Raw genomic sequence first — 23,633 nt, forward strand, 5'->3', positions numbered from 1 at the left:
CCGGCCTCACTCGGCTGCGCTGCGAAGGGAGGCGTTGTCGTCGAGCGGCGGTAGCCAGGTGTTGCCGGTCCAGCCGTTCTCGTCATAGTCGGCCATGCACTGGTCGACGAGGGCTTCCATTTCCTTCAGCCGCCCGCCGCGCTCGGCACCCTTCAGCACCTGCAACCGCACCTCTTCGGGAGCGCCGGCATAATTGAGTTCGTAAAGCGCGTGGCGCCCGCCGAACTCGGTGCCGGTCGCATCCCAGAGCAGCTTCATGATCTTGATGCGCTCGATATGGCCCATGTCGTTGGAGCCGCGCACATATTGCGCCAGATAACGATCGATCTCGGGATTGCCAAAATCACGCGCCGAGGAGGGCAGGTAGATGAGGCCAGACGCGATCACCCTGCGGATCGTCTCGATCACGCGCGGATAGGCCTCCGACATGAAGGTGCGGTAGGAAAGGGCGGCTTCCAGATTGGGGAGCACCGCGCCGTCGGCCCAAGGGATGGGGTTGTGCGCCATCGCGTTGGAGAAGCTCCAGAACATATGACGGAGCGCGATGACCTCGCCGAGTGCTGCCTGGTTGCCACGGAACGCATCGCCGCCGGTGGCGCGTAGCGCCTTGGCGAGCAGGCCGGCGAGGAAATCGAGCTTCACCGCAAAGCGGGTGCAGCCCTGGAAGCAGTAGCCGTGCATGAAGCCGGAGGCCGGGTGGAAGGAGAGGATCTTGGCGGCATCCCGCAGGACCAGCACGTCCTCCCAGGGCACGAAGACATTGTCGAGCACCAGGATCGCGTCATTCTCGTCGAAGCGCGAGGAGAGTGGGTAGTCGAAGGGATGGCCGACCGTGTTGGCCGTCTGCTCGTAGGAGACGCGGCAGAACATCTTGATACCTGGCGCGTTCATCGGAACGATGAACATGACCGAGAGCGAGGGATCCTCCGTCACTGTCGCCGAGCTTTGCGCCAGGAAGTTATAGTGCGTCAACGCCGAGGACGTCGCGACCACCTTGGCACCGGAGACGTAGATGCCGGCATCGGTTTCCTTGGTGATGTGAACGAACACGTCCTTGACAGCATCCGCCGGCTTGTGGCGATCGATCGGCGGATTGACGATCGCATGGTTCATGAACAGTGCCGCTTCCTGGGCGCGTTTATGCCATGCCAGCGCATTGTCCTTGAACGGGCCGTACCAATTGGCATTGGCGCCGAGCGTGTTCATGAGCGCCGCCTTGTAGTCGGCGGTGCGGCCCATCCAGCCATAGGACATGCGCGCCCATTCGGCGATCGCGCCCTGCTGTGCGGCCAGGTCGGTGGAGGAGCGGGCGACGCGGAAATATTTGTGGGTGTAGCCACCGGAACCGGTGTCGGTCGGTGACGTCAGAATATCTTTCTTCGCCGGATCGTGCAGCGCGTCGTAGAGGCGTGCAAGCGACCGGGCGGAGTTGCGCATGGCAGGATGACTGGTGACGTCGTGCACGCGGTCGCCGTTGATATAGACCTCGCGGCCGTCGCGCAGGCTCTCCAGATATTCGGCGCCGGTAAAGGGCCGCGTCCGGTCAGCGCGGAAATCCTCTGCTCTCATGTTCTCCTCCCTTGAGTTTCGTCAAGGCTAGGCGTTGAAATCGTCAGCCGCCATGGACAGAATGGCAAAATGACTTGGACTTTTTCGGGTGGAGCATGAGCAGCAGCATTCCAAGTTTCTTCGTCTACGGCGAACCGGAGCAGACGCTCGAGCCCGGGTTCTTCCACGTCGAGACGGTGATGGCGCGGCAGAACCTTCATCAGGGCCAGGTGAAGGCGCACAAGCACGACCAGATGGGGCAGATCACCTACTGGCTGAGCGGCGGGGGAACCTACTTCATCGATGACAAGCCATTGGACTTTTCCGCGCCCGCGGTCAGCTTCGTGCCGAGCGGCATCGTGCACGGGTTTTCGGTCGACCCGGAGACGAGCGATGCGGTTGTCGTTTCGGTCGCCGACGGCGCGCTGCTCTCGATCCGCGAGAACACGACGCTGGCGCTCGATAGGCCGACGATGATCCGTGGCGACGGTGAAGACCGGCATTGGCGCCGCCTAGCCGAACTGCTCGATATCGTCGCCGACGAATATGCCGGGGGTGCTCCCGGCACCCAGCGGATGCTGGCGTCTCTGGTTACTGCGGTGCTGACCCAGATCGCCCGTCTGGCGGCGGCCACGCCTGACACCGCCCAGCCGACGCAGGCGATGTTGGCAACGGAACTACGCCGGCTCATCGACCTGCATTTCCGCGAGAACTGGAGCGTCGGGCATTACACCGATGCGCTCGCCACCACCCCGCACCTGCTTGCCAAGGCGAGCAGGGACGCCTTCGGCATGCAGGTCAAGGAACTGATCAACGAGCGCCGGTTGCTCGAAGCCAAGCGCCTGCTGCTTTTCACGGTGCGGCCGCTTGAGGACATCGCCTATGAGATCGGCTTTGCCGATGCCGCCTATTTCTCGCGCTTCTTCCGCCTGCGTGTCGGCGAGGCGCCGAGCGACTGGCGCCGGGCGCGCGTGGGCTCGTCTGGAGCCGGCTAAGTCCGGCTCCAGCAGTCGCGTCTAAGGCAGCCGGCTATCGACCATAAGCCCGCATCAGTTCCATCAGCGGTTCGTGCCGGATCGCCTGGATCTTGAAGCGATCATGGGCCGTGCCGCCGGAATCCTCAGCTGCGATCATCGCGTTCACCACCGCCTCTTCGACGCTGTCGACGGTCGCAAGATAGACAGGATCGAGCAACTCGTCGTTGACGATTTCGAGCGACAGGCGCGGCGGCGCCTTGTGCGCCATCGGCTGGGTGTTGGCGGTGGAGAAGGCGAGAAAGATGTCGCCGGAATTGTTGCCGCCGGGTGTGCCGTTGCGGCCGATGCCGATCGCCGCGCGGCGCGCCAGACGCTTCAACTGATGCGGCGCCATCGGCAGGTCGGTGGCGATCACCACGATAATCGAGCCGCGCTCCTGCATCTGGCTTTGCGGCGTGCCGTCGCGCATGTGCTCGCCGACCGGAACGCCGCGGATCGTCAGCCAGTCGCGCTGGCCGTGATTGGCTTGGACCAGCGTGCCGATCGTGTAGTCGCGGCCACCGAACTCGACGACCCGCGACGCGGTGCCGGTGCCGCCCTTGAAGCCATAGGCGATCATGCCGGTGCCGCCGCCGCAATTGCCCTCCTGCACTGGGCCGGACGTCGCGCTATCGAGCGCTGCACGCACATCGGCTTCCGTGATCGGCTGGCCGTTGATGTCGTTCAGCACGCCATCATAGGTTTCGGCGACAACCGGCATCAGCCAGAGGAAATCGTCGCTGTCATAGGTCGACCGATAGCGCTCCAGCATCCATTGGATGGTGGCGTGGTGCGTCATGCCGACGGCGTGGGTGTTGGTGATCATGACCGGCCCGAGGAAGAAGCCGCCGTCCTCGATCCAGTGGGTGCCGGTCATCTCGCCGTTGCCGTTGAAACGATGCACGCCGGCATAGACCGGCACCGGCGTTTCCGAAGCGGCATGCGGCAGGATGGCGGTGACGCCGGTGCGCACCGGACGCTTTCGGCCGGGCCGCGGGGCCTGTTCCTCGATGGTGCGGAAACCGACGGCAATGCCTTCGACATCGGTGATGGCGTTGAAGCGGCCGGTGCGGCCGGAAAAGGGCAGGCCGATATCGCGGGCGCGGGCGCTGGGGGGCGTAGAGGTTTTGTCGTTCATGATCATTTCTGCCGGGAGCGAAGGTAAAGGCCGAGCGAGGCGACGACGAAGGAGAAGGTCAGCATCATCACGGCGATGGCGTTGATCTCCGGTTTGATGCCGCGCCGAAGCATGGAGAAGATGAACATCGGCAGCGTCGTGACGTCGACGCCGGCGATGAAATAGGTGATGACGAGATCGTCCATCGAGATGATGAAGGCGAGCAGCGCTCCGCCGACGATCGCCGGGAAAAGCTGCGGCAGCACCACCCGGCGAAAGGTCATCCATTCGTTGGCGCCGAGGTCGGCCGACGCGTGTTCCAGCGTCCGGTCCATGCCGGCAAGGCGGGCCGAGACGACGATGAAGACGTAGGAGATCAGGAAGGTGCACTGTCCGATGATGATCGTTGTCAGGCCGAGATTGATGCCGGAATTGACGAAGAAGATCAGGAGCGCGATGCCGAGCACGATATCCGGCATCAGCATCGGCATGAACATCACCACCCGATAGAAGCGCTGGCCGACGAATTCGAAGCGATAGAGGGCAATCGCGATCGCCGTGCCGAAGACGGTCGCAATGGCTGTGGTCGAGGCGGCGATGACGAGGCTGTTCCACACCGCCTGGAGCAACTGCCCGGTCGATTCGATGTAGAGCGCGCTTTCGGAGACCTTGGTCTTGAAGCCGAGAACCTGGGCGTACCATTCGGTGGTGAACCCGGTCCAGGTCATCATGTTCACCGGATTGGCATTGAACGAATAGACGGCGATGACCACGAGCGGGATGTAGATGAAGGCGAAGAACAGGCCGGTGTAGGCAAGCAGGCCGCCGGTGAAAAAGGTTCGAGCGATCTTCATGGGGCGCTCACCGTGCCAGTGCCGCGGCGGCGGCATTGCGCCGTCCGGAGATGATCACATGGGCGATCATCATGATCAGCATGACGCTCATCACCATCATCGCCAGCGCCGCACCGAAGGGCCAGTTGCGGGCGGCGAGAAACTGCTGCTCGATCAGGTTGCCGAACATCATCACCTTGGCGCCCCCGAGAACGGCCGGCACGACGAAGTTACCGAGCGCCGGGATGAAGACGATGACGGCGCCGCCGGCAATGCCGGGTGCGGTCAAGGGCAGGATGACGCGCCAGAAGGTGCGCACCGGACCGGCGCCGAGATCGAGGGAGGCGCGCACCAGCGTCCAGTCGAGTTTCTCGACGCTGGCATAGACGGGCATGAACATGAACGGGATGAACACATAGGTCATGCCGAGGATGATCGCGCCCTGGGTGTAGATCAGGTCGAGCGGCCGTTCGATCACGCCCGTGGATAGAAGCACTTCGTTGACGAGGCCGGTCTGACGCAGGATCAGCACCCAGACGAAGAGGCGCACGATCAGGCTGGTGAAGAAGGGCAGCGTGATCAGGAACAGGCAGAAGTTCTTCCAGCGCTCGGAGAGCCGAGCGATGCAGAAGGCGGCGGGATAGCAGACGAGGAGCGTTGCGAGCACCGTGAGGGCGGCGATCTCGATCGAGCGCAGGAAGATCGCGATGTAGATCGGATCGAACTCCTCGAACATCGGATCGGCGAAGCCGAGAATGCGGCCGAAGTTATGCGGGTAGAAGGTCCATTCCACCCCGCCATAAAGGCCGGGCGCGAGGAAACTGGTCACGATCATGATCGCAAGCGGCCCGAGGAAGAAAACGGTGAGAAAGGCCGAGACAGGCCCGAGCAGGAGTGCAAGCTGGAAGCGGCGGCGGCTGGCGATCGTCATCTTACGCAGCCCCCGTGTTTGCGCCGATCAGGTGCACGGCGGCGGGGTCGTAGGCAAGCCGCGCCTTGCGGGTCTGCTCGACCGTGCCGACGAGATTGCGGCGGCTGGCCGGGATCTCGGCAACGACCTTGCGGCCCTCGGCGGTGCGGCCGAACAGCTCGAAGGTGGAGCCGACGAAGACGATCTGGTCGAGATCGACGTCGATCGTCGGGAAGGGGGCGTTGTCCTCGGCAAGGAAGAACTGTTCCGGCCGGATCAGCGCCGTCGCCTCTGTCGAGATTTTCCGCTCGCAGGGCCGGTGGCGGATCGCCATGCCGTCCGCCGTCATCAGCCGGTCGCCGTCGAGCCTGCCTTCGAACAGATTGCTGGCACCGATGAAGGTGGCAACGAAGGTGTTGACCGGATGGTCGTAGATGGCGCGCGGCGTGTCGAGTTGCTGGATGCGCCCGCCTGACAGCACCGCGACGCGGTCCGACATCGTCAACGCTTCCTGCTGGTCGTGGGTGACGAAGATGAAGGAGATGCCGAGCTCGTTCTGCAATGTCTTGAGCTCGATCTGCATGGCCTGGCGCAGGTTCTTGTCGAGCGCCGACAGCGGTTCGTCGAGCAGAAGCAGCTTTGGCCGGGCGATGATCGCGCGGGCGAGCGCCACGCGCTGTTGCTGCCCGCCGGAGAGCTGGCGCGGCTTGCGTGCTTCCATGCCTTCGAGCCCGACCATCTTCAGGGCGGAGGCGACCTTTTCCCGGCGCTGCGGCTTGGCAACGCCCGCGACCTCCAGCGAATAGGCGACGTTCTCGCCGACCGTCATATGCGGAAACAGCGCGTAGTTCTGGAAGACGGTGTTGACCGGGCGACGGTAGGGCGGCCGCTCCGTCATGTCTTCGCCGTCGATCAGGATGGAACCGCCGTCGAGTTCGACGAAGCCGCTGATCGCCTGCAGCAGCGTGGTCTTGCCGCAACCGGATGGGCCGAGCAAGGTCAGGAACTCGTTGCGGCGGACATCGAGATCTATACGGTCGAGAGCGGTCACGGTGCCGCCTTCCGGAGTGGCAAAGGCCTTGCTCGCCTCCACCAGCCGGACGATGGAATTCTGCATACTTCTGTTCCCCAAAATGTTATGCAAATAACGCTTGTGCGTTTTCGATATATGGATACCATTTGCCTATCGGAGTCAACGGCCACGAGAAGCCGTGATCCGGAAGCGGCCGGCAAAGGCCGTGCCAGGCCGTCCGGCCAGAACCATCAGAGGAGAATTTCAATGACGATGACAAACGGGACGACCCGCGGAGGCAGGAGAGCTTTCGCGACCCGTGCACGCACTGTGGCACTTTCCCTGGCGGCGCTGACCGCCCTGTTCGGGACGACGCAAGCAGCCGAGCTCAACATCTACAACTGGGGCGAATACATCAATCCGGCCGTGCTGAAGAAGTTCGAGGAGGAGACCCAGATCAAGGTCAATCTCTCGACCTATTCCTCCAACGAGGAGATGCTGGCGAAGATCCAGGGCGGCGCCACGGGCTATGACATCGTCTTTCCGTCGGTGCACATGCAGGACATCATGGCCAAGCTCGACCTGCTGGAAAAGACCGACATCAACACTTACGAGGGCTTCAAGAACATCGACCCGACGTTCCTTCGCGCCAAGAGCGACCCGAAGGGCGAATATTGCCTGCCCTATGCGTTCGGGACGGTCGGCATTCTCTACAACCGAACATTGCTCGGCAAGGACGTGACCGGCTGGCGCGACCTGATCGAGACGGTGAAGGCGAAGGGCCTGAAGTTCACGCTGCTCGACGATATGCGCGAGGTGCTGTCGGTCGGCCTCATCCTCAACGGCCACAAGGTCAACTCCACCGATCCGGCGGAACTGCAGCAGGCAGCCGACACGATCATCGCCATGAAACCCGATGTCGCCGCCTTCACCTATGACACCCGTCCGATGGTGGCGGCCGGCGACGTGGCGGCCGGCCACTTCTTCGTCGGCTCGATGGTCGACGTCTTCGGCAATCCGAAGGATCTCGGCTACGTGATCCCGGAGGAAGGCGCGACGATGTATCAGGAGGATATCTGCGTCCTAAAGACCGCGCCGAACAAGGAGAACGCCATCAAGTTCATGCAGTTCTACACGCGTCCCGAAGTGGCCGCACTCAACATCGAACAGCAGACGAACGGCACGGCCAACGTCCCGGCGCGGCAATTGACCCCCGAGCAGATCAAGAATAGCAAGGAAATCAACCCGCCGCCGGAAACCATGCAGAAGCTGCAGATCTTCGAAGATCTCGGCCCCGGCGTGCGCCAGCTCGATCGGGTCTGGACGAAGGTGAAGACGGCGCAATAAACAGGCGATGCGACGGAGCGGGATAGGCGGCGCAATCTTGCCGGTGTCCCGCTTCGATCATGCAAGGGGAGGGGACGTGGCACAGCGAATCCTGAAGCTGGTGCGCAGCGACGAGCTCAGACGCTCGAAATCGGACAAGCTCATCGCCAATTACATCGAGCGAAATCTCGCCGACATTCCCTTCGAGACGGCGCGCTCGATCGCGACCCGTCTTGAGGTCTCACCGATGACGGTCGGGCGCTATCTTCGGCGCATGGGCTTCGACGGTCTCGACGAGCTGAAGCTGGAGCTTCGGCGCGACGGCTCCAACAATCCGGCCTGGCAGGTGAAGGGATCGGTCGGCCGGCTGCGCGACGACAACCGCGAAGGCAAGCTGCTTGCCGGCCTGATCCAGCAGCAGATCGACAATCTCGGCATGATCTATGAGTTGACGACCGCGCCGGAATGGCAGCAGGCGATCGATGCGCTGATCGCTGCCAGCGAGGTCTATGTCGCGGCCTATCAGAACGTGCGCGGGATCGCGCAATATTTCGCCAGCCAGCTTTCCTATACCCGGCCGCGGGTACAGTTCGTCGATGGACTCAACGGCACCTATGCCGAACTGCTCGACGGTTCCGTCGAGGGGCGTGTGCTGTTCCTGCACGACGTGCGCCGGTTTGCCGCGAAGGCACGGCCGCTTGCCGAGGAAGCCCGGCGCGCCGGCGTCAAGGTCATCCTCTTCACCGACGAGTTCTGCCCCTGGGCGCCCGAGGTCTCCGACATCTGTCTCGTCGTGCCCGGTTCGCACGGCCCGCTCTGGGATGGGGCGGCAACGACGGTTGCAGTCATGGACCTGCTCTTGAGCAACATCATCGTCGTCCTCGGCGACGAGGTCGGCGAGCGCGTCGCCCAGCTGACCCGGCTACAGAATGTCTTCGGCGACTTCGAGGATTGACGCTACAGCCTCCGCTCAGGACGCTGGCGTCTGCGGGATGTAATCGAGCCCGATGTCGATCGACGCCGGCCGACCGTCGAGGAAGAGTTCGCCGATGCGCGGCGCCGTTCTGGCGATGACCTTGCCGGCCTTGATGACGCAGAGCCGGTTCGGCTTCAGCCGCAGGGCCTCGCTGACATCGGCCGCCTGCAACAGGACCAGGTCGGCCTTACAGCCGACATCCAGCCCATAGCCTTCGAGACCCATGGTCCTTGCCGAGCTCACGGTGATCGCATCGAAGATCTTCCGTTTGTCCTCGATGCCGCCCATCTGCGTGACGTGGATCGCCATGTGGGCGACTTCCAGCATGTCGCCCGACCCCATCGAGTACCAGGGATCCATCACGCAGTCGTGCCCGAAGGAGACGTTGAGGCCGGCCGCCATCAACTCGCGAACCCGCGTCATGCCGCGGCGTTTTGGATAGGTGTCGTGGCGCCCCTGCAGCATGATGTTGATCAGCGGGTTGGGGATCACGTTGATCTGGGCTTCGGCCATCAACGGGATCAGCTTGGAGACGTAGTAGTTGTCCATGGAATGCATCGAGGTCAGGTGCGAGCCGGCGACGCGGCCCTGAAGCCCGAAGCGGATCGTCTCAGCCGCCAGCGTCTCGATGTGGCGGGACATCGGATCGTCGGTCTCGTCGCAATGCATGTCAACCGGCAGACCGCGGTCCGCGGCGATCCGGCAAAGCGCTTCCACCGAACGAGCGCCGTCTTCCATCGTGCGCTCGAAATGCGGGATGCCGCCGACGATGCCGACACCCATGTCGAGCGCGCGGTTCAGTGACGCCACTCCTTCAGGCGCGCGAAAATAGCCGTCCTGCGGGAAGGCGACGAGCTGCAGGTCGATATAGGGCGCGACCTTCTCCTTCACCTCCAGCAGCGCCTCGGCCGTCACCAGCCGCGGGTCGGACGTGTCGACGTGGCTGCGTATGGCAAGCAGGCCCTGGCTGACGGCGAGGTCGCAGTAGCGGAGCGCCCGCTCGACCAGCGCCTCCTTGGTCAACATCGGGCGCAGCTCGCCCCAGAGCGCGATGCCCTCCAGTAGCGTGCCGGAGACGTTCATGCGCGGCAGCCCGAGCGACAGCGTCGCGTCCATGTGGAAATGTGGGTCGCAGAAAGGCGGGCTGAGAAGGCGGCCGGTGGCGTCGATCTCTTCGCCTCCTGTCGCGGCAAGAGCCTTTTCGATCGCGACGATCTTGCCGCCCTTGAGGCCGACATCGAAACCTTGCCGTCCGTCCGGAAGGTTGGCGTTGCGGATAATCAGATCGAACATGGTCGGCCCCTCGCTGCTTGCCCGTTGGATCGTAGCGGCGTCCTGGCCGAAGTGAGGGGCAGAACGCGCAGCGCCGATCCCGGCGATGTTCAGTGATAGCATCGGAACCGGCTTTGCGGTCAAGCGCCGCCGGCTAAGGGCCGGCGGCGGAGGTCACACTGCGCCGTAGCTGCGCCAAAGGACATAGAGGCTGACGGAAAAGATGATCGCGCGGAAAATCTTGGTCAGCGTATCGCGCTGGGTCGCTAGCCTTGTGGAGACGACGGTGCCAATCACGCCGCCGAGGATGCCGCCGGCGATGAAGTAGCCGGTAATCTGCCAGTCGACGAGCCCCGATGCGGCATAGTTGATCGCGGTCGTCAGGCCGAAGGTGCCGACGGCGAGCAGCGAGGTACCAACCGCATTGATCAGCGGCATACCGGTCGCAAGCAGCAGCCCGGGAACGATGAGGAAGCCGCCGCCGATGCCGAAAAAGCCGGAACAGGTTCCGGTCAGAAGTGCGGTCAGGCCGGTCTTGCCGTGCGTCCCGAGCGAAAGCGACTGCGGTGTTGCCGCCGTGTCGCATTTGACCTTCCGCATGGCGAAGCTGACGAACATCATCACCAGGCCGAAGAGGAACAGCAATCGCTGGCCGTCGATCAGCTTGCCGAGGCTGGAGCCGAAAAACGCCCCGAGCGAACCGGCGACCGTGAAGATCAGCGCGCAGCGCCACCAAAGATGGCCGCGAAGCGCATGGCTGATGAGGTTGAGATAGGCGTTGGCGGATACCGCAAGCGCGCCGGTTCCGAGCGCCGTGTGCACGTCGCGGATGCCGACGATATAGATCAGGAGCGGTGTCGCCAGGATCGAGCCGCCGCCGCCGATCAGGCCGAGCGTGAAACCGGTGAGAGAACCGGAGCCGATCGCAAGCAACATCTGCTGGAAGGGATCCACCACGATGCCGCTACCCCCAGACCGAGCCGGGGAGCGCGTCGAGCGGGATCTTCAGATAGCGCCGGCCGTTGTCTTCCGGCGCCGGTAGCTCGCCGCCCCGAACGTTCACCTGCAGCGCGTGCAGGATGAGCTTCGGCATCGGCAGGGTGCGGTCGCGTGCCTCGCGCAGGCCGACGAAATCGCCCTCGGTCTTGCCGGCCACATGCGGGTTCGTGGCTTTCTGCTCGGCGACCGTGCTTTCCCAGCGCGCCTCACGGCCGCCGGGGCAATAGTCGTGACCGGTGAAGAGCCGGGTTTCATCGGGCAGCGCCAGAATGGCCTGGATCGAGCGCCAGAGATCGGCAGCGCTTCCGCCCGGAAAATCGGCGCGGGCCGAGCCGCTGTCGGGCATGAACAACGTGTCGTGGATGAAGGCGGCATCGCCAATCACGTAAGAGATCGAGGCGAGCGTATGTCCCGGCGAATGCATCACGTGGGCCTTGAGCTCCCCGATCTGGAACGTCTCGCCGTCGGCAAACAGCCGGTCCCATTGCGAACCGTCGCAAGCGAAGTCCGGCCAGTTGTAGATCGCCTTCCAGATCTGCTGCACGCCCTTCACATGTTCGCCGATCGCCGTTGGCGCGCCGGTCTTCGCCTTGAGGTAGCGCGCGGCCGAGAAATGGTCGGCATGCGGGTGGGTGTCGAGGATCCATTCGACGGAGAGGTTCCTGGCGGCGATATGGTCGAGGATCGCGTCGGCGTTGCGCGTGGCGGTCGAGCCGGACTTCTCATCGAAGTCCAGCACTGGATCGATGATCGCGCATTTGCCCGTTGCCGGGTCGGCGACGACATATTGGATGCTGCCCGTGCGGGGATCGTAAAAGCCGGTCACATCGGGCTTATGCATAGGCGAGGGCCTCTTCAGCCGCGGCGCAGGGGAAGAAGATCGCGCGGGCGGGATCAAAATCGTAATCGGCTTCGAAGCTCGGCGCGTCGGCGGCCAGCTGCATGACGCAATCGAGAATGTACCTCACCTTGTCTTCCGAAAGCAGCACGCTGAAGTTTAGTCGGGTGAAGCCCGGCTTCTCGATCTCCTCGCCGGCAAGGATCGCCTGGCGGATCTGTTCGGAGTGCTCGGCATCGATCGACAGCAGCCGGTGCACGTAGGGTCCGGCGCAGGCGCAGCCGCCGCGTGCCTGGATGCCGAAGCGGTCGCTCAGCATGCGGGTGACGAGCTGCTGGTGGACGTAGCCGCCCTTGCCGTTCTTGATGCGGAACGAAAAGATCGGCAGACGGTCCGGTTCCTGCAGACCGAGCAGCTCCAGTTGCGGAATGGCCCTCCAAGCGGCAAACGCCTGCTCCGCCAGCTCGCGGTTGCGCCGCTCCATGTTCTCGAGGCCGATGGCGTGCTTGATGATGAAGGCGAGCGCAGCCCGGATGTCGCCGACGACATTCGGCGTTCCGGCCTCTTCGCGGGCTTCGATGTTCGCGCTGTAGTCGTGCGTATCAGGCGAAACGAACTTCACCGTGCCGCCGCCCGGCCAGGTCGGCTTGTCGGTGGTGACGCTGTCGCGGCGAACGATGAGGATGCCGGAAGCCCCCGGCCCACCGATGAACTTGTGCGGTGAGACGACGATGGCGTCGATTTCGGCACCGGATGCAAGGGACATGGCAATCGGAATATAGGGGCCGGCGCCGGCATAGTCCCAGATCATCTTCGCACCCGCGGCCTTGACCATGCGGGTTATCGCGGCCACGTCGCTGGTGATGCCGGTGATGTTCGAGCCGGCCGAAAGCGTACAGACCGTCAGCTCGGGCGAACCGGCATTCAGCGCTTCGCGAAGCTCCGTGAGGTCGGGTCCGCCCGCCGGGCACTCGGCGATCTCGACGATCTCAGCGCCGCTTTCGCGCCAGGGCAGGATGTTGGAGTGGTGCTCGTAGGGGCCGATGATGACGCGGACGGTTTTGCCGGCGGCAACCGCGTCGGTAACGCCGACGAGCTTAACCAGACGGTTGATGCCGGAGGTCGCACCGGAGCCGGTGAAGATCACGGCGTGGTCGGCCGTGGCGCCACAGAACTCACCGATCAGCGCCCGTGCTTCCCGGCGCATCCGGGTCATGAAGCCCCCGCAATAGGAGGCTTCCGTGTGGCTGTTGGCGTAGTAGGGCAGGACCTCCTCGAGCACGAAATCCTCGATCACGCGCAACGCGCGCCCGGAGGCGACATAGTCGGCATAAACCAGTGCCTTCGTGCCGTAGGGGCCGGCGATCCGCGCCTTCGCTCCGACCAGATCGTCGCGAAGATCGGCGATAAGACCCGGCCGGTTGAGGGATTGGCGGAACCGGGCGAGCGGCGAAAGCGCCTCGCAGGGTTGATGGACGGCGGGCACGATCATCGCGCTTACTCCTCGGAGCGGATATTGACAGCAATTGTAATCCCGTCCAGGGTCGGAAACTTCACCTATCTTCTGCGGTTTCATCGAGGAATTGTGTCAAATGATCGAATCTTCGTTCAAAATCGATGCTTTCGATCTGAACATTCTTACCGCATTGCAAAAAGATTCGTCGCTGTCGCAGCGGGATCTGGCCGAGAAGGTCGGCCTGTCGCAAAACGCCTGCTGGCGCCGCCTGCAGCGCCTGCAGGCGATCGGCGTGATCCGGGGCTCGCACGCGGACATCGATCTCGACGCTTTGGGGCTGGATCTGACCGTGTTCGTGATGATCCGCACCCGCCATCACTCCAAGGAATGGAGCGACGGTTTCCGCCAGCATGTCGAGCGGCTGCCGGAGGTGATCGACTTCTATCGGATCGGCGGCGATTGGGATTATCTGATCAAGGTGGTGACCCGGGGCATGCGCGGCTATGACACCTTCTACCAGAAGCTCATCACCAATTTCGACCTCGCTACAGTCACCGGGTTCTTCTCGATGGAGGCGATCATCAACAGTCGCCCTGTCGATCTTAGCCGGTTGAAGTGAGTTTCACCGCCAGTCGAAGCCCACGGGGTAGCCTAGTTTGGTGAATTGACGCGGCGCTCGCCTCACTGAGATAGTCGGCGACGGGACACCGCGCCGATTGCCAGCGGACGTCGACCGAGATTGCTCCGTTGAGCGCCGGCCACAGCCTCATGCAGCGCCGTCCAAACACGCGCCACCGCAAATCGAACGATCTTTCTCGCTCCCGGATCTGATGCGGAACGCAGCGACGCGGACAAAGCCAGGAGGGACAGATGAGCGAGAGAGTGTTGCGCCAGGTCCTGTTTTGCCTGCTGCTGGCCTTGCCTTTCGAGGCTTTAGCGTCGGTGCGCCACGCGCTGCTGATCGGCAACAGCCGCTATGAGGTGGCGACACCGCTGCGCAATCCCGAGAACGACATCGAGATCATCGGCGCCGCGCTGCAAAAGAGCGGTTTTACCATTACCAAGGTCGCCAATGCCAAGGCTGCCGAGACGCTGGCGGCGATCGATGCGTTCGTGGCGCAGCTTGCGGTCGCCGAAAGCCCGATCGTGATGGTCTATTTCGCCGGCCATGGCGTCCAGCTCGCCGGCGAGAACTACCTGTTACCCGTCGATGCCAAGCTCGGATCGGAAGAGGAGTTGCGGGCCGTCGCGCTTTCGCTTGGCGACCTCACTCGCCGGCTCGACGCAGTGAAGAGCAGCCTGCAGATCGTCGTGCTCGACTCCTGTCGCAACAATCCGTTCGAGCAGACGCGCGGCCTGCAGCGTGGCCTCGCCTCATCGCCGGAGCGGCTCGGCCGGATCGTTGCCTATTCGACCTCACCGGGAAATGTGGCAACCGACGGCGATACCGGAGCCAGTCCCTATGCAACGGCACTTGCCGAATCCGTAACAATCCCCGGCCTTTCGATCGAAGGCGTGTTCAAGCGCGTGCGCGCCACCGTACAGGAACGCACCGGGGGAAAGCAGGAGCCTTGGGAAAACAGCGCAATCTACGGCGACTTCATGTTCGTCGAGGGAAAGTCCACGGAAGCAGGTGGCGACGAGGTCGCATTCTTCGAGTTCGCAGCACTTGCCGATAGCCAGGAGGCCTATCAGAAATATCTTTCGCGATATCCGGACGGACTGTTTGCCAGTCTGGCACGGCAGAAGATTACCTTCATGGATAAGGACTTCAGTTTCCGCCGTCAGAACGAGACCTTCCGCCATTTCATCTTCGGCACGCCGGATGACGACCCATGTGGGACGGGGAGCTTTAAAGATGTCGATGGCCAGGCGGCGGCAGAGATCGCGGATGGCGAACTCATCCTCCTCGATCTTTATCTCGATTACGCGGACGCACCCTGCAAAGGCACCGTCTTTTTCGATTCCCTGCGCGATATCGACGGAAACGGATTCAGCAAGAACAGGATATCGATCGACTATTTCGGCAGGCGCTTCTACCGAACCGCGTCCAACATACCGTTCGACCCAGCCCCCTATGTCGATTTCCTCGAAAATTTCGACCAACTGATCTTCACCTATCGGAAAATGCACAGCGAGGGAGAGATTCTGGTCGAACTGCTGGAGCCGACGAACCAGGCGCTGGACTACCTGACGATCGAGGCCTGCGAAGGCACGTGTTTCGGCGTCAGGGCGCTGGTGCGGGCACGGGTGATCCCAGCCGAGGAACTAAAAATATACCGTTTAGAGGTGGTGAGCGCGGCAGAACTGGGGCTGACCTGGAAGTACCAGAATACCCTCAACCGAGCGGAGGTGCCGAAGCCGGAACAACAGGTCGCCGCCTCCGTCTGGCCGATGCCGAATGCGCCGACCGGGGAGATCGACGACGTTGTGGCAGGAGCGTTCCGCAAGGCGCGCGACATTTCCGGCTGGAACGTCGTTGCGATCGTCGGTGAAACCGGCGCTCTGGTCAATTGCCGCGCCATGCGTCCACAGCGCGGCGAGAGGATGGCCATGTTCCGCATGTATCCGGGCGGCAGCTTGTCCTTTGGCTATTTTGATCCCGCATCAAGCCATGATCCGGCCTATAGCGGCTCTGCCGAATACAGGGTTGATGGACAGACGGTCGGCAACGTTTCGACCAAAGCTTATTCGAAGCAGGAAATCGCCTACGCCATCGGCAGTGAAACGCGGGTTCTCGACCAGCTGAGGGCGGGCCGCCAAATCGAGCTTGCCGATGAAAAGACGGACCTCGGTGGTTCGCGCGCGATGCTCGATGCCCTGAAACGCTGCGTCATGGCGTTTGGCGGGTAGGCGGAACGGAACAGATGCGCTGGGGACGGTGAGGCGCCAGGTCGCGGCGCCCCTGCCTGCCGTTACATGACGCCGAAGCGTTCGAAAGCCTCGACGGTGCTCATACCGGCCTCGATCGCGAGCCGCACCTTGTTTTCCGTCTCGGCCTTCTCCAGCGCCAAGGCGATCGCCTCGCGTTCCGCCTCTTTCGGGATGACGAGCACGCCGTCGCGGTCGCCGAAAAGGATGTCGCCCGGCCGAATGCGGATGCCGCCGATCTCGATCGGGATATGGTAGTCGACGACCTTGCCGCGCGGCCCCTGGTCCTGGGCATAGGAGCCGTAGCAGAAGGTGGGGAAATCGAGCGCGAGAATGCCGGCGCTGTCGCGGCAATAGCCGTCGCAGATTGCGCCGGCCGCTTTCAGTTTCATGGCCCGCGTCGACATCAGTTCGCCCCAGACGGCGTATCGCGGCGACGAGCCGGAGCAGACATAGATCTCGTTTTCCTTCAGGCTGTCGAGCGCATGGAACATCAGGCCAAAGGGCTTGGCGCTGAATTCCGAATGGCCGCCGGCCTCCGCCGTCGCGAAGAAATCCGCTTCAAGCACCGGCATCGCGCGGCCGACAGCAACCATGTCGTCGCGCAGCGCCTTGATCTGTGGCGGCAGGAACTGATGCTGCAAGCCCATCGTGTCGAGAATGTCGCCAACCACTGCCGTGAACAGCCGGCTGCGCATGGCGGCAAAGAGTTCTGTATCGTCTCCAAAATGTTTCATGTCTTCCCTCACGCCTTATGCGCCATGGCGGTCGCGATGCCCTGCATGACGCCTCTGATTTCTGCGAGACCCTTCAAGCGCCCGATCAGCGAATAGCCGGGGTTGATGCGCTCCTTGCCGATGTCGTCGGCGAGCAGATGCCCGTGGTCGGGCCGGAGCGGGATCTGCCAGTCGGTGCGCCCCTCGCGGACGCGGCGCTCCTGCTCCTCCATCAGCGCGAGGATCACCGCGGGCATGTCGCTCGATCCGCCAAGATGGTCGGCCTCGTAGAACGAGCCGTCCTCCTCGCGCTGGACGTTGCGCAGATGGGCGAAATGGATGCGCGGACCGAATTCGCGCACCATGGCCGGCAGGTCGTTATCGGCGCGCGTGCCGTAAGAGCCGGTGCAGAAGGTGATGCCGTTGGCCGGACTGTCGACGGCTGAGAGAATGCGCCTGACGTCGGCCGGTGTGGAAACGATGCGCGGCAGGCCGTAGAGGGAAAAGGCGGGATCGTCGGGATGAATGCAGAGCCGGATACCGACTTCTTCGGCGACCGGCACGATCTCCTTGAGGAAGCGCGCCAGGTTGTCGTGCAGCATGTCGGCGGTGACGCCGTCATATTCCGAGAGGGCTGCGAGGAAGCTTGCCCGGTTGAACTGGCGCTCGGTTGCCGGAAGGCCGGCGATCAGATTGCGTTCGATCCGGTCGATCTTCGCCTGGTCCATCTCATCGAAGCGCTGGCGGGTGACGAAGATCTGCCGCTCGGAATAGCTGTCCTCGACGTGCGGACGCTTCAGCACGAAGAGATCGTAGGCGGCGAAATCGACGGCGTCGAAGCGCAGTGCGTAGCCGCCGTTCGGCAAGGGCTGCACCAGCTCCGTGCGCGTCCAGTCGACCACCGGCATGAAATTGTAGCAGACGATGTCGATGCCCGCTCGCGCCAGGGCGCGAAGCGTGTCCTTGTACCAGCCGATGTAGCGGGCACTGTCCGATGTCGCGAGCTTGATCGAGTTGTGCACCGGAATGCTCTCGACGACGCTCCAGCGCATGCCGGCCGCTTCGATCAGCGCCTTCTGCTTCAGGATCGCCTCATCGGACCAGGGCGAGCCGTCGTAGATGTGGTGCAGCGCCGAGACGATCCCCGTGGCGCCCGCCTGCCGGATGTGGCTGAGCGGCACCGGATCGTTTGGCCCATACCAGCGAAAGCACTCTTCCATCATTCTCATGCAGAACTCCTACCCGCTTCCGTGGTTATTGTTGGACCACGCTCGGCAATAATGTCCCATTGGCCCAACAATTCAAGCCTGGAATCGGCGAATTTACGCGAAAATCATTGATTCAGATGAAGGTGTCAAATTTTCTCTTGACGGAAACTGCGATCTGGACCAACAAATAAAACATCGCAGGGAGGAGAGCCGGTGAGCAGTTCGGTACGGGAAGATGCACTGTCGGGCGTGGAGGCCGTCGAACCGGGGAAGACCTCGGCCGTCGATCGCCTTGTCGAGCAGATCCGCGACATGATCTCCGAGCGTGGCCTTGGTGTCGGCGACGCGTTGCCGACCGAGCGCGATCTTGGCGAGCAGTTCCAGGCGGGCCGCAACACCGTGCGCGAGGCGCTGCAGGTTCTGCGCGCCTATGGCATGGTCGAGACCCGCCCGAAGGTCGGTGCCGTCATCAGTGGTGGTCATGGCGAGGCGATCCGCCGCCTCTTTGCCTTTCACAACGGTATCTCGCCGGACTCGTTTCATGATCTGCAGGGCTTCCGCCGCATCATCGAGACCGGTGTCGGCGAACACATCATCCTGACGGCGAGCGACGCCGATTTCGACCGGCTTGATGCGATCAATGCCCGCATTCTGGAGGCCGAGAGCGTCGAAGCGGCCGCACAGTGCGACTACGAGTTCCACTCGGCGATCGTCGAGCTCTCGGGTAACCGCACGACGCTTGCCGCCTACCACATGCTGCGCTCGGTGATCGAGGAGGTCATGCGTCTCGGCAAGGCCGAGCGTCCGGTGCATGCGGCGACCTTCGAGGCGCATGCGGAGATCATTCGGGCGCTGAAGGCCCGCGACCGCATCGCCTATGTCTATCTGATGAGCCGTCATCTGGAGTTCGGCATCCGCTTCGTCGATGCCGTGCCGGGCAGCACGCAGCCACGATAGGCAATTTTGTAGATTTGGCCCCGGCCGCGCTTCATGCGGTGCGGGCCGCCATTTGCCGGATTTTCGCCCGTTGATCCGGCGGCACGAACAGGGCACTTGGGAGGAGAACCAATATGAGCAACATGAAACGTCTGGCGCTTGCAGCGCTGCTTGCCACCGTCAGCTTCGCGCCGGGCGCGGCCTTTGCGGGCGGCAAGGCGATCGCCGGCATCGTCTTCCAGCAGGACCAGTATTTCCGCGGCATCCAGATCGGCATGGAGAAGGCTGCGGAAGCCGCCGGCGACGAGCTTCTCGCCGGCAACAGCGACAGCAAGCTGGAAAAGGAAGCGCAGCTGATCGACACCTACATCGCTCGCGGCGTGAATTCGATCGTCGTGGCGCCGCTTTCGGCCGATGCCTCGGTGCCGGCGCTGAAGAAGGCGCGTGACGCCGGTATCACGGTCGTCACCTACGGCACCTCGGCCAATGGCGACGTCGCCCAAGCGACGGTGACGAGTTCGGACCGCGATATCGGCATCGGCACCGGCAAGGCCGCAACCGATTTCCTGAAGACGCTCGGCAACGGCGGCAAGGTCAAGATCGGCACGCTCGCCTTCAAGGCACTGCTGCCCGAACAGTCGAACGCCCGCGTCGACGGCTTCCTGAGCGTCGTCAACGATCAGGTCGATATCGTCGCCCAGCAGGACGCCTGGCTTGCCGAAAAGGCGCTGGCGGTCGCAAGCGACATGCTGACGGCCAATCCCGATATCCAGGTGATCTACGCCGCCAACGAGGGCGGCACGATCGGCGCCGTTCAGGCCGTCAAGAAGGCCGGCCTCGAAGGCAAGGTCTTCGTCTTCGGGACCGACGGCTCCGAGCAGCTCGCCAACATGCTGCTCAATTCCGACAACGTGCTGCAGGCAACGACGGCGCAGCAGCCGCTCGAAGTCGGCAAGCAGGCGATCGAAGCGGCGCAGAGCCTGCTCGACGGCAAGAAGATCGAGACCAAGGTCAACGTGCCGGTGCTGCCGCTGACGCGCGCCGATACGCAGGCCGTCGCCGCCTACAAGGAAGGCCTGAAGGCTCTGAAGTGATTGGGTTTTGACGTCAGCCGAGCGGCGGGACATCGCGCCCGCCACTCCCTCGTCTTGCACAGCAGGAAATCCGCATGAGCTATCCGCAACCGAGTTCAGCCGCGTTGCAAGGGGTGCAGGGACGGCTGGACTTTCGGGCCGTGACCAAGCGTTACGGCCCGACTGTCGCCCTCTCTGAATTCACTCACAGCTTCGCTCCCGGCCAGGTTCATGCCCTGATGGGTAAGAACGGCTCGGGCAAATCGACGCTCGTCAAGCTGCTTGCCGGCGTCACCGAGCCGACATCGGGCACGATCAGCGTCAATGGCGAGGATCGCCATTTCACCTCGCCGCACGACGCCTTTGCCGCCGGCATCGTCACCGTGCACCAGGAGCTTTCGCTGGTGCCGGAGCTTTCCGTCGGCGAGAACATCTTTCTCGGCAGGCTGCCGCATCGGCGTCGCGCCGGCTTCAGCGTCGTCGACTGGACGGGCCTGCACAAACGCGCCGGCGAATTGCTTGCCGACATGGGGCTCGCAATCGATTCTCGCCAGCCGGTTTCGGCGCTGAGCGTCGGTCAGCAGCAGGTGGTGGAGATCGTCAAGGCGATGTCCTTCAACCCGTCGATCCTGCTGCTCGACGAACCGACCTCGGCACTGGCGTCGCGCGAGGTCAAGCAGCTCTTCGCGCTGATAGAGCGCCTGCGCGCCCGCGGCGTGACGATGATCTACATCACTCACCGGATGAGCGAACTTTTCGAGATCGCCGACACCTGCACGGTGATCCGCGACGGCCACTATATCGGCGCGGTCGAGATGAAGGCGACGACACCGTCGGCGATCGTCGGCATGATGTTCGGCGATGCCGCCCGCGCAACGCGGCCGCCCCGGCGCACGCTCGATCGCACCCGGCCGGTGCTCGAAGTGCGCGATCTCAGCCGCTCCGGGCACTTTCAGAATGTCTCCTTCGATCTCTATCCCGGCGAAATCCTCGGCATTGCCGGCCTGCTCGGCGCCGGGCGCACGGAACTGATGCGCGCGATCTTCGGCGCCGATCGGATCGATGGCGGTACGGTCACATTCGATGGTCGCGACATGACCGGCGCGAGCCCCCGCGACATGCGCAAGGCGGGGCTCGGCTACACGCCGGAAAACCGCAAGGAAGTTGGCCTCGTGCAGTCGCTTTCGACCGCCGACAATCTCTGCATGGCGAGCCTCGGCCCTATCTCCAACAAGGGCTTCATCTCGCGCCGGCGCGAGCAGCCGCATGTACGCCGCCAGATCGCCGATCTGCACATCAAGTGCGGCGATCCGGAACTGCCGGTGTCGTCTCTGTCAGGTGGCAACCAGCAGAAGGTGGTGATCGGCAAGTGGCTAAACCGGCAGCCGTCGGTGATGTTCTTCGATGAGCCGAGCCGCGGCGTCGACGTCCAGGCCAAGCGCCAGATCTTCGACATCATCTGGCAAAAGGCCGCCGACGGCCTCGCCAGCATCTTCGTTTCGACGGAGCTTGAGGAGGTGCTTGAGGTCGCCGACCGCATCCTCGTCATGCACCACGGCGCCGTCGTCGCCGAAGTGGATCCGACGAAAATCGACCTGACCGAACTTTACGGCCTGTGCATGGAAGGGGCCAAACAATGACACTCGTAAGCCAGACCACCGAAGGCGGCGGGCAGAACACGCCGCTCAAGTTCCTGAAAACCTATCCGATGGAGATCATTCTCGCCGCTTTGGTGATCTTCCTGATCTTCGTCGCACCGGGCTTTGCCTCCACCAGCAACGTCTTGAACGTGCTGCGCACGGTCTCGATGCTCGGCATCATCGCCTTCGGCATGACGGCGGTCATCATCAGTGGCGAGATCGATCTCTCGGTCGGCGCGGGTGCTGCCCTTGCCGGCTGCATCGTCGCCTGGTTTGCAGATCGCTTCACCGATGTCTTCGGCGACTGGGGCGCGGTCACGGTGGGTTTTGCCGCGGCGTTGCTGCTCGGCTTCTCGCTCGGCTATCTCACCGGTCGTTTCCGGCAGTGGTTCAACGTGCCGACCTTCATCACCACGCTGGCGCTTTTCGCAGCACTTCGCGGTGTCGCCAATCTGATCACCGGCGGCTTCCCGATGTCGTCTTTCCCGCTCGGCTTCGATTTCCTCGGCGGCGGTTATCTCTTCGGCATCCCGTTCCCGGTCTACATCTTCGCGCTGACCTTTGCGGCCATGCACTTCCTGATGAAGTACACGAGCTTCGGCCGCGAGGTTTACGCGGTCGGCGGCAACATGGAAGCGGCCCGCCTTTCCGGCATCGACATCTGGAAGGTGAAGGCGCTGACGCTGGGCCTGACGGGCGCGCTCACCGCCGTCTCCGGCACGCTGATTGCCTCGCAGATCGGGGCCGGCACCGGGACGACGGCGACCGGCATGGAGCTCGACGTGATTGCGGCCGTGATCATCGGCGGCACCTCGCTCTTCGGCGGCAAGGGCCGCATCTGGGGCACCCTGATCGGTGTGCTGTTCCTTGGCTGCATCTCCAACGGCATGACGCTGATGAATGTCAGCGAATACTGGCAATACGTCGTGCGCGGCGGGATCATCCTCGGCGCCGTGCTTCTCAACCAGGTGCTGGAACGGGTGCGCTGAGACCGGTGCGGGGTGTCCGCATCCCGCTCCCTCTATGAGTAACGATCACGCTTATGATCTCGCGCCGACGCCGGCTCGGATCATCGCGATCCATCGCGGAGACAATCATGACTGAATTCAAGGGAAAAGTGGCACTGGTCACCGGCACGTCCGGCATCGGGCTTGCCTCGGCGATCCGGCTCGCCTCGTCGGGCGCGACCGTGCTTGCCTGCGGTAACGACGTCGCCACCAACGAGATCTTCGATCGCATCGCCAAAGAACGCGACCTGCCGATGTCGACCCGGCTGACGGACGTTTCAGTTGAGGTGGAAGTGGAAGCGGCCGTGCGCGAGGCGGTGCTGCGCCATGGCGGTCTCGACATCATCGTCAATGCCGCTGCCGTCCATCCCTATGGCACGGTGGTCGATACCAGCGCCGAAACCTTTGCGCGCTGCCTCTCGGTCAATGTCGGTTCGATCTACCTGACCGGCCGCTTCGGCATTCCGGAAATGATGAAGCGCGGCGGCGGCGCGATTATCAACATCTCCTCGGTGCAGGGCCATGCCTGCCAGCAGAACGTCGCTGCCTATGTCGCCTCCAAGGGCGCAATCCATGCACTGACCCGCGCCATGGCGCTCGACCATGCGGCGGCGAAGGTCCGGGTCAATTCTGTGAGCCCCGGCTCGGTGCGCACGCCGCTGTTGGCGCTCGCTGCCCGCACCTATGGCGGCGAGGGCGTCAGCGAGGCGGAAGCCTTTGCTCGCTTCGGCGCAGCGCACCCGATCGGCCGCATCGGCGAGCCGGAGGAGGTGGCCGAACTCGTCGCCTATCTCGCCTCGGATCGCGCCGCCTTCGTCACCGGCTCGGACTTCCGCATCGACGGCGGCCTTACGGCCGGCATCGGCGTCAAATAATCGG

At 63.4% G+C, this 23,633-nt stretch carries 21 protein-coding genes; 10 read left to right on the forward strand and 11 right to left on the reverse strand.

From position 1 onward, the window contains the following. Window positions 1-6: 6 nt before the first annotated feature. On the reverse strand, window positions 7-1,569 hold the full coding sequence (locus ACIQUG_RS24500) for a 4-hydroxyphenylacetate 3-hydroxylase N-terminal domain-containing protein (protein ID WP_402324712.1): 1,563 nt from the start codon (window positions 1,567-1,569) through the stop codon (window positions 7-9). A gap of 95 nt (window positions 1,570-1,664) precedes the next feature. On the opposite strand from ACIQUG_RS24500, the gene ACIQUG_RS24505 reads away from it, so the two are divergent. Beyond that, window positions 1,665-2,543 carry a helix-turn-helix domain-containing protein gene (locus tag ACIQUG_RS24505; RefSeq protein WP_402324714.1) on the forward strand — a complete coding sequence of 293 codons (879 nt, stop codon included), beginning with the start codon at window positions 1,665-1,667 and terminating at the stop codon, window positions 2,541-2,543. A gap of 34 nt (window positions 2,544-2,577) precedes the next feature. On the opposite strand, the gene ACIQUG_RS24510 is transcribed toward ACIQUG_RS24505, so the two are convergent. Genes ACIQUG_RS24510 through ACIQUG_RS24525 form a run of 4 tightly spaced genes read right to left on the reverse strand, consistent with a single transcriptional unit; the run spans window position 2,578 to window position 6,541 of the window. Next, window positions 2,578-3,702 carry a P1 family peptidase gene (locus ACIQUG_RS24510; RefSeq protein ID WP_402324715.1) on the reverse strand — a complete coding sequence of 375 codons (1,125 nt, stop codon included), beginning with the start codon at window positions 3,700-3,702 and terminating at the stop codon, window positions 2,578-2,580. Window positions 3,703-3,704: 2 nt separating this feature from the next. Beyond that, entirely contained in the window at window positions 3,705-4,535 is an 831-nt protein-coding gene (locus tag ACIQUG_RS24515; RefSeq protein ID WP_402324716.1) for an ABC transporter permease, read from the reverse strand. 7 nt (window positions 4,536-4,542) lie between these two features. After that, entirely contained in the window at window positions 4,543-5,445 is a 903-nt protein-coding gene (locus tag ACIQUG_RS24520) for an ABC transporter permease (RefSeq protein ID WP_402324717.1), read from the reverse strand. A gap of 1 nt (window position 5,446) precedes the next feature. Continuing rightward, window positions 5,447-6,541, reverse strand: a complete 1,095-nt coding sequence (locus ACIQUG_RS24525) for an ABC transporter ATP-binding protein (RefSeq protein ID WP_402324718.1) — start codon at window positions 6,539-6,541, stop codon at window positions 5,447-5,449. A 162-nt stretch (window positions 6,542-6,703) separates the two neighbouring features. Between ACIQUG_RS24525 and ACIQUG_RS24530 the strand changes: the two genes are divergently transcribed. Next, complete coding sequence (locus tag ACIQUG_RS24530) at window positions 6,704-7,783, forward strand: spermidine/putrescine ABC transporter substrate-binding protein (RefSeq protein WP_402324720.1); 1,080 nt, start codon at window positions 6,704-6,706, stop codon at window positions 7,781-7,783. Between the two features lie 76 nt (window positions 7,784-7,859). Beyond that, window positions 7,860-8,717 (forward strand): MurR/RpiR family transcriptional regulator, encoded by an 858-nt coding sequence (locus tag ACIQUG_RS24535; protein WP_043614025.1) that lies wholly within the window; start codon window positions 7,860-7,862, stop codon window positions 8,715-8,717. Between the two features lie 15 nt (window positions 8,718-8,732). Here ACIQUG_RS24535 and ACIQUG_RS24540 read toward each other — a convergent pair whose 3' ends face one another. From ACIQUG_RS24540 to ACIQUG_RS24555, 4 genes are all read right to left on the reverse strand, one after another. After that, window positions 8,733-10,031, reverse strand: coding sequence for an amidohydrolase family protein (locus tag ACIQUG_RS24540; protein ID WP_402324721.1), 1,299 nt, complete (start codon window positions 10,029-10,031; stop codon window positions 8,733-8,735). A gap of 153 nt (window positions 10,032-10,184) precedes the next feature. Beyond that, window positions 10,185-10,946: a sulfite exporter TauE/SafE family protein gene (locus ACIQUG_RS24545; RefSeq protein ID WP_402325188.1), complete on the reverse strand. Its 762-nt coding sequence runs from the start codon at window positions 10,944-10,946 to the stop codon at window positions 10,185-10,187. Window positions 10,947-10,974: 28 nt separating this feature from the next. Continuing rightward, window positions 10,975-11,850 carry an MBL fold metallo-hydrolase gene (locus tag ACIQUG_RS24550; protein WP_402324722.1) on the reverse strand — a complete coding sequence of 292 codons (876 nt, stop codon included), beginning with the start codon at window positions 11,848-11,850 and terminating at the stop codon, window positions 10,975-10,977. Next, complete coding sequence (locus tag ACIQUG_RS24555) at window positions 11,843-13,339, reverse strand: aminotransferase class V-fold PLP-dependent enzyme (protein ID WP_402324723.1); 1,497 nt, start codon at window positions 13,337-13,339, stop codon at window positions 11,843-11,845. The genes ACIQUG_RS24550 and ACIQUG_RS24555 overlap by 8 nt, the downstream gene beginning before the upstream one ends. 100 nt (window positions 13,340-13,439) lie before the next feature. On the opposite strand from ACIQUG_RS24555, the gene ACIQUG_RS24560 reads away from it, so the two are divergent. Together ACIQUG_RS24560 and ACIQUG_RS24565 are read left to right on the forward strand one after the other, a co-directional pair. Further along, the gene (locus tag ACIQUG_RS24560) at window positions 13,440-13,922 is read left to right on the forward strand and encodes an Lrp/AsnC family transcriptional regulator (RefSeq protein ID WP_402324725.1); all 483 of its coding nucleotides are present in this window, start codon (window positions 13,440-13,442) and stop codon (window positions 13,920-13,922) included. A 251-nt stretch (window positions 13,923-14,173) separates the two neighbouring features. Continuing rightward, a complete protein-coding gene (locus ACIQUG_RS24565; RefSeq protein WP_402324726.1) occupies window positions 14,174-16,156 on the forward strand; it encodes a caspase domain-containing protein in 1,983 nt (660 codons plus the stop codon). A gap of 62 nt (window positions 16,157-16,218) precedes the next feature. On the opposite strand, the gene ACIQUG_RS24570 is transcribed toward ACIQUG_RS24565, so the two are convergent. After that, window positions 16,219-16,911 carry an RraA family protein gene (locus tag ACIQUG_RS24570; protein WP_402324727.1) on the reverse strand — a complete coding sequence of 231 codons (693 nt, stop codon included), beginning with the start codon at window positions 16,909-16,911 and terminating at the stop codon, window positions 16,219-16,221. Window positions 16,912-16,919: 8 nt separating this feature from the next. Then, on the reverse strand, window positions 16,920-18,110 hold the full coding sequence (gene uxuA / locus ACIQUG_RS24575; RefSeq protein ID WP_402325189.1) for a mannonate dehydratase: 1,191 nt from the start codon (window positions 18,108-18,110) through the stop codon (window positions 16,920-16,922). A gap of 201 nt (window positions 18,111-18,311) precedes the next feature. Between uxuA and ACIQUG_RS24580 the strand changes: the two genes are divergently transcribed. The 5 genes from ACIQUG_RS24580 (at window position 18,312) to ACIQUG_RS24600 (ending at window position 23,629) form a co-directional block, all read left to right on the forward strand. Beyond that, the gene (locus ACIQUG_RS24580; RefSeq protein WP_402324728.1) at window positions 18,312-19,055 is read left to right on the forward strand and encodes a FadR/GntR family transcriptional regulator; all 744 of its coding nucleotides are present in this window, start codon (window positions 18,312-18,314) and stop codon (window positions 19,053-19,055) included. A 113-nt stretch (window positions 19,056-19,168) separates the two neighbouring features. Next, window positions 19,169-20,128 (forward strand): substrate-binding domain-containing protein, encoded by a 960-nt coding sequence (locus ACIQUG_RS24585; RefSeq protein ID WP_402324729.1) that lies wholly within the window; start codon window positions 19,169-19,171, stop codon window positions 20,126-20,128. Between the two features lie 74 nt (window positions 20,129-20,202). Continuing rightward, window positions 20,203-21,747 (forward strand): sugar ABC transporter ATP-binding protein, encoded by a 1,545-nt coding sequence (locus tag ACIQUG_RS24590; protein WP_402324731.1) that lies wholly within the window; start codon window positions 20,203-20,205, stop codon window positions 21,745-21,747. Continuing rightward, complete coding sequence (locus ACIQUG_RS24595; protein ID WP_052201674.1) at window positions 21,744-22,736, forward strand: ABC transporter permease; 993 nt, start codon at window positions 21,744-21,746, stop codon at window positions 22,734-22,736. Before ACIQUG_RS24590 ends, ACIQUG_RS24595 begins: the two co-directional genes overlap by 4 nt. Window positions 22,737-22,843: 107 nt before the next feature. Then, window positions 22,844-23,629 (forward strand): SDR family NAD(P)-dependent oxidoreductase, encoded by a 786-nt coding sequence (locus tag ACIQUG_RS24600; RefSeq protein ID WP_402324733.1) that lies wholly within the window; start codon window positions 22,844-22,846, stop codon window positions 23,627-23,629. Window positions 23,630-23,633: the final 4 nt, after the last annotated feature.

Source organism: Ensifer sp. NPDC090286 (assembly GCF_044769565.1).
Taxonomy (GTDB): Bacteria; Pseudomonadota; Alphaproteobacteria; order Rhizobiales; family Rhizobiaceae; genus Ensifer.

Coding starts and splice junctions, on each gene's coding strand:
- ACIQUG_RS24500 (WP_402324712.1), bottom strand. CDS start 1,569: ATGAGAGCAGAGGATTTCCGCGCTGACCGGACGCGGCCCTTTACCGGC.
- ACIQUG_RS24505 (WP_402324714.1), top strand. CDS start 1,665: ATGAGCAGCAGCATTCCAAGTTTCTTCGTCTACGGCGAACCGGAGCAG.
- ACIQUG_RS24510 (WP_402324715.1), bottom strand. CDS start 3,702: ATGAACGACAAAACCTCTACGCCCCCCAGCGCCCGCGCCCGCGATATC.
- ACIQUG_RS24515 (WP_402324716.1), bottom strand. CDS start 4,535: ATGAAGATCGCTCGAACCTTTTTCACCGGCGGCCTGCTTGCCTACACC.
- ACIQUG_RS24520 (WP_402324717.1), bottom strand. CDS start 5,445: ATGACGATCGCCAGCCGCCGCCGCTTCCAGCTTGCACTCCTGCTCGGG.
- ACIQUG_RS24525 (WP_402324718.1), bottom strand. CDS start 6,541: ATGCAGAATTCCATCGTCCGGCTGGTGGAGGCGAGCAAGGCCTTTGCC.
- ACIQUG_RS24530 (WP_402324720.1), top strand. CDS start 6,704: ATGACGATGACAAACGGGACGACCCGCGGAGGCAGGAGAGCTTTCGCG.
- ACIQUG_RS24540 (WP_402324721.1), bottom strand. CDS start 10,031: ATGTTCGATCTGATTATCCGCAACGCCAACCTTCCGGACGGACGGCAA.
- ACIQUG_RS24545 (WP_402325188.1), bottom strand. CDS start 10,946: ATGTTGCTTGCGATCGGCTCCGGTTCTCTCACCGGTTTCACGCTCGGC.
- ACIQUG_RS24550 (WP_402324722.1), bottom strand. CDS start 11,850: ATGCATAAGCCCGATGTGACCGGCTTTTACGATCCCCGCACGGGCAGC.
- ACIQUG_RS24555 (WP_402324723.1), bottom strand. CDS start 13,339: ATGATCGTGCCCGCCGTCCATCAACCCTGCGAGGCGCTTTCGCCGCTC.
- ACIQUG_RS24560 (WP_402324725.1), top strand. CDS start 13,440: ATGATCGAATCTTCGTTCAAAATCGATGCTTTCGATCTGAACATTCTT.
- ACIQUG_RS24565 (WP_402324726.1), top strand. CDS start 14,174: ATGAGCGAGAGAGTGTTGCGCCAGGTCCTGTTTTGCCTGCTGCTGGCC.
- ACIQUG_RS24570 (WP_402324727.1), bottom strand. CDS start 16,911: ATGAAACATTTTGGAGACGATACAGAACTCTTTGCCGCCATGCGCAGC.
- uxuA (WP_402325189.1), bottom strand. CDS start 18,110: ATGGAAGAGTGCTTTCGCTGGTATGGGCCAAACGATCCGGTGCCGCTC.
- ACIQUG_RS24585 (WP_402324729.1), top strand. CDS start 19,169: ATGAGCAACATGAAACGTCTGGCGCTTGCAGCGCTGCTTGCCACCGTC.
- ACIQUG_RS24590 (WP_402324731.1), top strand. CDS start 20,203: ATGAGCTATCCGCAACCGAGTTCAGCCGCGTTGCAAGGGGTGCAGGGA.
- ACIQUG_RS24595 (WP_052201674.1), top strand. CDS start 21,744: ATGACACTCGTAAGCCAGACCACCGAAGGCGGCGGGCAGAACACGCCG.
- ACIQUG_RS24600 (WP_402324733.1), top strand. CDS start 22,844: ATGACTGAATTCAAGGGAAAAGTGGCACTGGTCACCGGCACGTCCGGC.